Annotated in this window: 6 protein-coding genes; 1 reads left to right on the top strand and 5 read right to left on the bottom strand. The window is 53.1% G+C overall.

Annotated features, from left to right (window positions below; genetic code table 11):
* Positions 1–1245, bottom strand: a 1245-nt coding sequence (locus G403_RS25815) for a flagellin N-terminal helical domain-containing protein (protein WP_027855809.1), incomplete at its 3' end; no start/stop codon positions are given.
* Positions 1246–1410: 165 nt separating this feature from the next.
* Here G403_RS25815 and G403_RS0121535 point away from each other — a divergent pair.
* Complete coding sequence (locus G403_RS0121535) at positions 1411–1731, top strand: flagellar protein FliT (RefSeq protein WP_027855808.1); 321 nt, start codon at positions 1411–1413, stop codon at positions 1729–1731.
* Between the two features lie 133 nt (positions 1732–1864).
* Here the strand turns inward: G403_RS0121535 and flgL are convergent, their stop codons facing one another.
* From flgL to G403_RS0121515, 4 genes are all read right to left on the bottom strand, one after another.
* Positions 1865–3502 carry a flagellar hook-associated protein FlgL gene (gene flgL / locus G403_RS24760; RefSeq protein ID WP_027855807.1) on the bottom strand — a complete coding sequence of 546 codons (1638 nt, stop codon included), beginning with the start codon at positions 3500–3502 and terminating at the stop codon, positions 1865–1867.
* 2 nt (positions 3503–3504) lie between these two features.
* Positions 3505–5523 (bottom strand): flagellar hook-associated protein FlgK, encoded by a 2019-nt coding sequence (gene flgK, locus G403_RS0121525; protein ID WP_027855806.1) that lies wholly within the window; start codon positions 5521–5523, stop codon positions 3505–3507.
* A 70-nt stretch (positions 5524–5593) separates the two neighbouring features.
* Positions 5594–6694, bottom strand: a complete 1101-nt coding sequence (gene flgJ, locus G403_RS0121520; protein WP_027855805.1) for a flagellar assembly peptidoglycan hydrolase FlgJ — start codon at positions 6692–6694, stop codon at positions 5594–5596.
* Complete coding sequence (locus G403_RS0121515) at positions 6694–7785, bottom strand: flagellar basal body P-ring protein FlgI (protein WP_027855804.1); 1092 nt, start codon at positions 7783–7785, stop codon at positions 6694–6696. Before G403_RS0121515 ends, flgJ begins: the two co-directional genes overlap by 1 nt.
* Between the last annotated feature and the right edge of the window lie 6 nt (positions 7786–7791).

Here is a 7791-nt window from a genome sequence, read left to right as displayed (position 1 = left end):
TACGCTATTGATGCTGGTTACCACCTCTTGCAAGCTGGAGGAGTCCGCTGCGCTCTCGGTCTTCGGAATAGCAACGCCATTGATGGTCAGGTCATTCGCCGCCAGGCCATCATCTTGCGCCCCTGCGGCTACAGACTCACCCAAGACCTGACCCTGTCCACTAATCACACTAAAACCAAAGTCCGCAACATCCTGGTCGGTACCTGTAGCGCCTTTGGTAATGGTCACTTCGCCGCCATCGTCAGCGCTCAGGGCGATCTGACCAAAGTAAAAACCATTATCAATCCCTGTAGCACCGCTTGCATCTAAGATCTCCATTGTACCGCCAGTGGTATTAGAGAGACTCAGCTTTCCATCATCACCAATAGACGCTGTAACAGCTCCACCGGTCTTATCATTGATTGCGGATGCCAACTCTTCCAAGTTCGCAGTGTCGCTATCGATGCGGTATAACGTCGCCGCTCCATCGTTTACATCGTATACGTTAATCCAAACCTCGTTCACTCCGCTCAACACACCCGTACCTACGGAGGAGGCCTCAACGACGTTAAAACCACTCGCGGTTACCCCATCAACATTCTCGTTGATATCATCCAGCAGGTCCTGCAGGTTGGTGTTGTTTGCAGTACCGGTGAACTCACTCAGCCCGACTCCATTGATCTGGATGTCGCCATTACTGAGAGCAAGCCCATTCTTAATACGATCACCAGCCACATCGGCAGTAGTTGAGCCCAAGCCCAAGCTGCTGGAGTTCATCGCCTGGATATTAAAGGAGATAGTCTCGTTCGCTTCGGAACCCACCTGCAGAGCAACTTCACCCAGAGAACCGTCCAGAATCTTCTGGCCGTTAAAGGCGGTGGTTTCGGAGATACGGTCCAGTTCTTTAACCAGCTGCTGCACCTCGGCATTCAGGGTGGAGCGGTTACCTTCAGAGTAGGTACCGTTGGCAGACTGGATGGACAGCTCACGCATACGCTGCAGGATATTGGTGGACTCATCCAGCGCGCCTTCAGCGGTCTGGATCAGGGAGATACCGTCGTTTGCGTTACGCACCGCTTGGTCCAGACCTCGTACCTGGGAGGTCATGCGGTTGGAGATTGCCAGGCCTGCAGCATCGTCGGCAGCGGAGTTGATACGCTTACCACTGGTCAGGCGCTCCATCGCAGTGTTCAAATCATTGTTGGTCTTAGTCAGCTGATTCTGGGCGTTCAGCGACATAATGTTGGAGTTGATTACCATAGCCATGATTGCGTCTCCTAGACTCTGCAGCCTGGTTTAATCCTGACTTCTACTGCATGCCGTGCATTGGCCCTGAAGTCCCTTGGTAATCCCCCCGAAAAACAGCTCTACCATTGTATTCGGTTCGGAGCTGCTACAGACTGTGTATCAGCCCGGCTACAGGACTTTAAGATGGACACCTTGACCGACCCACTGGCGCTCGCCGATCAGATAAAGCGTTTGACCCAATCACTGCTCCAACTGGCTCAATCAGGCGACTGGGACGCGTTTAACGAGCACTTACCCGCCCGTGATGCGCTGGTACGTCAACTGGATCAGGTTGAAGTCACCAGTGAGGCGATGGCGACAGCGCTGCAGGAGAAGTTGATAGCGGTAAGGTCGCTGAATGAAGAGCTGGTGAAGCTAGCCGATGCACAGGCAGCCGCGCTGGTAAAAGAGAAGAGCGCTTTGAAGAAGCGACAGCAGATGCAGAAGGCTTATAAGGATATTTAGTGGCGGCTAGTCAGCCGCCCTACTCTGGCAAAACGGGCTTGCTTAACAGCATCGATGAATACTCGGCCGTTAGCCAAAGTGGCAGCTGATGCTGCCGTTACCGGATCGGTTTACTGAATGTGTTTACTATTGATTACTGAATATAGTTAAACAGGCTCAGGTTCTGAATTTTAGCAAAGCTCGCATACGCCGCTTCCAGCGCTAGCTGGCGCTTGGCCAGCTCAGTCGATGCTGCCGCGTAATCCAGGTCCTGAACGGCAGAGAGCGTACCTTCGGTCATTAATTGAAAGTCGGTATTGGTCAGCTCTGCATCATTCAGCGTATTCAGCCGTGAGCCCAAGGTTGCTGTGGCTTGCGAAAGCCGCTCCTGGGACATATTGATCTGATCCAGTGTCAGAGCGAACCGTTCCTGCAACTCGACTCTCGCCAGGGCGTTCTCCACACCACCCACCGGCTCACGCATCATCTCCACGGTATCCATGATGGTGTTGAGGATGTTAGAAGGCGGCTGAGAAAAGCTGAGTTTTAGGTCAGCAGGCGCCTCAAACGCCAGGGTTACGTCAGCAGACGTATCGTCAGCCACCGCATCCCTTTGGAACTCCAGCGCGGGTGTTCCTTGAGCATCGGACAGTGTTAGCGTCGGCTCCACCGCTGGCGCAACGGGTGGAGTAACGGAAAGCAAAGGATTCGGCGTCGGCATCGCACCATCGTTCAACTCCAGACCGTCAGCTCCGTAGGCTCTATATTCGTAAACCCCACCACCGGTATCGACAGAGCGAATCGAAACTTCACCGCCCGCCTGTCGCATCAAGCCTGTGTAAGCATTGTCATCAAGGATATTGAGTGTCGGCTCCTCCGTAGCACTGAGGTCGTCAGTTGTAACCCCAGGGCTTCCTGTTACCGGCACCGGCAAATCCAGCTCGAAGCTTGCGCCATCTAACTGGATGGTTGGAGCTGCTGTACCGTCATAACCTAACGCCTGCAAAGGTGTGCCTTGAGGATACTCGACCACGTTACCTGCACTATCGCGCAACGTGTAGTTGTACGTAACACTATCCGGGTTGCCGAGGCCATCATCGTACTGATCCACTTCAACGGCGATATCACCGGTTTCGCGCATGAATGCCGCGAAGGCGTCAGGGTCAGTGACAGTCAGCTTTTCAGGATCAAAGCTGGTTCTCAGATCACCAGTAGCCTTTAGCGTAGGGTCATCAGTGACGGATTCAAACAGGAACTGGCCGTTATCGGTGGAGCGCACGTAAAGCGCGCTGGATACCTGAATCTGACGGGAAGTCGCATCGCCTTGATACTCATAACGCCCCCCCTTTTCGACATAGGTTTGTGTCTGCCCCTGGGAGCCTGAAAACAGATACTCACCCTTGGCATCGCGCGTGTTCATCAAGCCAGCCATATAACCGACCAGCTCTTCGAGCTCATAGGAGACTGCCTGGCGATCCGCATCGCTGAGTGTACCGTTAGCTGCTTGTACGACCAGCTCGCGAACTCGGTCTGAAGCTGTATTCAGATCATCGAGCGTTGTTTCTTCCAACTCCAGCCTGCGCCGAGACGCATCGATATTGGAGTTGAACATATCCAGCTGCGCAAGCTCCCGATTCAGGCTAACCACCTGGCTGGCACCCACCGGATCTTCCGCCAGACTCGTAAACTGCTTACCACTCGATAGCTTGTTCTGTACATCCAACAACGATGACTGGTTTTCCATCATGTTTTTGTTGGCATTAGCGAAGATTTGGCCGGTAGAGATACGCATAATTACCTCCGTACAGCCGAGATCAGGCTGTCAAATATGGTTTGATAAGCGGATATCATTTGAGCCGAGGCAGCATATGCCTGCTGATATTTCACTAGATTCGCCGCTTCCTCATCCAAGTTGACCCCAGAGACGCTTTGCAGCGCATTTTCACTGGCAGAAAGCACCGATTTGCTGGACTCGTAAGCGATTTGAGCGGTGCTTGCCTGAGTACCAACCCAAGCCAGCATCTGGCCATATGTATCTTGATAGCTAAAACCTTCAACCCGCGGCTCATTTTGCAAGTCAGACATGGCAAGCGCGTTGGTATTATCTGAATAGCCATCAACGTTTTTTTCAATGGTAAAGCGGTCACCAGGCTGCGGATCATTAACAATTGTTATCTCATAATCCTCGAAGAAAATCGCTTCGCCCGGCACATATTCCAGCCCCTCCATTTCATTAAACACTTGAGGATCATCCGGATCTGAAACATCGTAGACCGTGTAAGTAGCGGGCTCCCCGTCAGCCGCCGGCGCATTAAAAACGAGCTCCAGCGGAAGTGTTACGGTATCCCGGCGCAGCGCCGATGTGTCTTCGGCGTTAGTAATCGTAATCCCACTAATTTCCGCATTGCCACTATTGGTGGTAGACGGTTCCACCCGCAGGGGAGAAGCTAAAGCGAGCATTCGTGGATTGGTAATCTCCACGTCCATCTTCTGGGCAGCGGAGCGTGTCGGCTGAACCAAGTAAGTATCGCCGATTGCAAGGGGGGTATCACTTACAAGCCTTACGGTCATACCATCCAAAGATACACTAAGATCATCCCCGTCCCATTCGTAAACATTGTCGGCAGCTAGCGTTTGATCCTCTGGGGCTAACGTCGATATATCAGTGAACTCACTCGAGCTGAAACGTGCCCCATCACTCTTTCTTACGATCGAGAAGCTATCTACACCAGTAATTTCCAGCGTGTAATCACTTGCCGTTAGCGCTGACACGTCATAAAAACCAACATTGGCACGAGCCGTTAGGTTCTTGTTATCAGCATGAGCGGTAATGTCACCTTTTCTTATATCCGCGAAGAGATCCTCTCCAAAGTCACCATTGAGATCCATGCCTTTACGATGCTGGGCATTCATTGTCTCGGAGAAAACGAGTGCTAGCCTGCCGACTTCACTTATAGTCGGCTGCAGCACATTATCCCGATAATTCACCAACCCTCCGACCGCCCCTTCCCCAAGCTGGTTGGTTACCTTCGCATCGACGCCACTGTCGTTCGTCATGTATATATCGAGCTTGGTCGGGTCTTCGTCACTGTTCCGAACCTGCAGATTCGCCGAACCACTGCCTATAACCAGTGGCTGACCATCACCCATGATAATATTGTAAGTACGGCCACCATCCGGCGAGATAACGTTCGTCGTCAAATAGCTTGAGAGCTCTTTAACGAGAAGATCTCTCTTGTCTTGTAGCTCATTAGAGTTCTGCCCGGATGACTCCAAGGTTCCAATCTGCACGTTCAGTGACGCAATATTGGATGCAACCGCGTTTACGGAGTCGATCATACTGCGAATTTCAGTATTGATGACGTCGGTTTGCGCTCGCAGTTTGTCATCGAAGTCGTTAAACGAGTTGCTCAGAGACTGCGCTTCCGCAAGAAAAAGCTCCCGGTTCGCGATGTAGAGAGGGTCGTCGACAACCTGCTGGAGTGAGGCGAAGTAGCTATCCATCGAGCTAGACAGACTGGTCGATTCCGAGACCAGCATATTATCGAGTAATGCAATTTTCTCCGAGAAAGCCTCGTTACTATTAAACGACGAGGTATCACTCCATACCTGAGTAACCAAAAACTTATCGGTGACACGGGAGATATCGTTAACCTGAACACCCAACAAAGGCGGATCTTGCGGCGTCATCTGCACAGTCTGTCGACTGTAGCCTTCCGTGTTCACGTTGGCGATGTTCTGGCCAACATACGAAAGTGCTGTTTTATTAGCATTTAACGCCTGAACACCGATATTAAGAATACTGGAACTCATCTTTCTCTCCCGGGCGGCCTCTGATCACTGTGAAAAGCTGCGCCGCTACCCAGATGTTATCGGCTGAAATTCAGCCTTCTTGAGTCTGTCTGGCAAGTTCGGCCAGTGTATTTCCGCGGAAAATGCTGTCGATTTTCTCTGCGTAGTTTGGATCTGTCGCATAGCCCGCGCGCTGCAAAGCCTGCAGGTAAGCGACCGGGTTACCGGCCTGCTCAAGCGCTTGCTCATAGCGAGGGTTGTCCTGCAGGAACTTGATGTAGTCCTGCAGACTATCTTCTATAGAATCATAGGCTCTAAAGCTGGCTTTTTCCGGTTGAGGAAGGCCATTTCTGTACTCTATCGTACCCACCGATACGCTATCACCGTTCCATCGCCCGTCGGCTTTGATGTTGAACAGATTGTTACTGCTCTGGCCACTCTCATCGCGGATAATCGACTTACCCCAGCCTGTTTCCAGCGCTGCCTGCGCAACAAGCACACGGGGGTCAACGCCCAGTGCTTTGGCCGCTTTTTCCGCCAGAGGCAGAACCTGCTGCACAAATGTTTCGGGCGAGTCGAACATCGAGTTCGCTTTTGCAACCTCGCCCTCGGCGGCAGGGTTAGAGGCTGCCGCCGCCACTGAATCAACCTGCTCGCTCGTCTCTTCAAGTTCGGCCGTATCTTCTGGCTCAGCAGTAGCTGCAAGCTTTGAGCTGATCTGATTCACGGCCTCCAGAGAATGGGTCGCTACCCGGCGTGCCGCCAGGTTCAACAAGGTCTCATTGAGGGACTCGCCCTGATTAAGTCGCTGGGAGAGATCATCATCACTGGTGGGTAACTGCATCGCCTGCCGCAGCGTTTCCGGTGACAGGTCGCTCCCGCCGAGCTGACGAACAATGACATCCGCCAGCCCCATACCGTTATTGCCCTGGGACAACTCCAGTGTCAGTTGCTGATCCAACATCCCCTGGTAGAACTGCACTTCCGACGAGTTGAAAGGGTTATCCTCGGAGAAAGATTCCGTGGCCTGGCGCATACTTTTGAGCATCATGTTCATAAATACCTGCTCAAACTGTTGCGCAACCTCCCTCAGTTTAGCGTCACCATCCTTCGACGCATCAGCCTTGAGCTGACTCAGCGACGTCAAATCGGTATAGAGGTTCTTGTTTCCGCCCGGAATTGTATTCGCCATCAGATCACCACCAGTTCCGCCTTCAAAGCGCCCGCCTGCTTCAACGCTTCCAGTATAGCCATCAAATCACCGGGAGCTGCGCCGACCTGGTTTACAGCCTCAACGATGTCGCTGAGCGTTGGGCCCGGGGCAAACTCAAACATGCGCCCCGAGTTCTCATCGACGGTGATCCCGGTACGCGGCGTAATAACCGTTTCACCTTCAGCCAACGCGTTCGGCTGATTCACGTCGATATTTTCGTTGATAGCAATGGTCAGGCCACCATGAGTGATAGCCACCGGGGAGATCTTTACGTTCTGGCCAACAATGATGGTCCCGGTACGCGAATTGATCACCACCTTGGCCTGCTCCATACCCGGATCGACCTCCAGGTTTTCAAGCACCGACAGGAAGGCAACTCGCTGCGAGCTGTCACGCGGCGCACGCACTCGAATGGAGGTTGCATCCAGCGCAGAGGCCACATCCGGCCCCAGCAGTCCATTGATCTGTTCGGCGACCCGGCGGGCGGTGGTAAAGTCAGAGCGATTCAGGTTCAGTACCAGCGAATCCCCTCGGGAAAAAGCATTGGGAACGGCACGCTCCACCGATGCACCGTTAGGTATCCGGCCCACACTGGGTACATTAACCGATAGCCGAGAACCGTCAGCGCCCTCCGCGCCAAAACCTGACACGACCAGATTGCCCTGGGCGATGGCATAGACCTGCCCATCCGCCCCTTTCAATGGAGCCATCAGCAAGCTACCCCCACGCAGACTGTCCGCATCGCCAATGGCCGATACGGTTACATCAATGGTCTGTCCCGGTTTCGCGAAAGGCGGCAGATTGGCATGAATTGCGACGGCAGCGATATTGTCCGACTGGGGATCTATATCGGCCGGAATCGCGACCCCAAAGTTATTGAGCATATTGCGGAAGGTTTTGGAGGTAAAATCGGTACCATCACCGGTCCCTTCCAAACCCACGACGAGGCCATATCCCACCAGCTGGTTACTGCGAACGCCGGCCACCGACGTAATGTCCTTCAGTCGGTCAGCCATCACCGGAGCTGAGGCCAAAACAGCAGTCAAAAAGCAGATTAACGCCTGTTTCATTACAAA

The sequence above is a fragment of the Marinobacterium litorale DSM 23545 genome (assembly GCF_000428985.1).
Lineage (GTDB): Bacteria > Pseudomonadota > Gammaproteobacteria > Pseudomonadales > Balneatricaceae > Marinobacterium_D > Marinobacterium_D litorale.
Note: the sequence above shows the minus strand (reverse complement) of the source record. Positions and strands in the feature narration are given on the sequence as shown.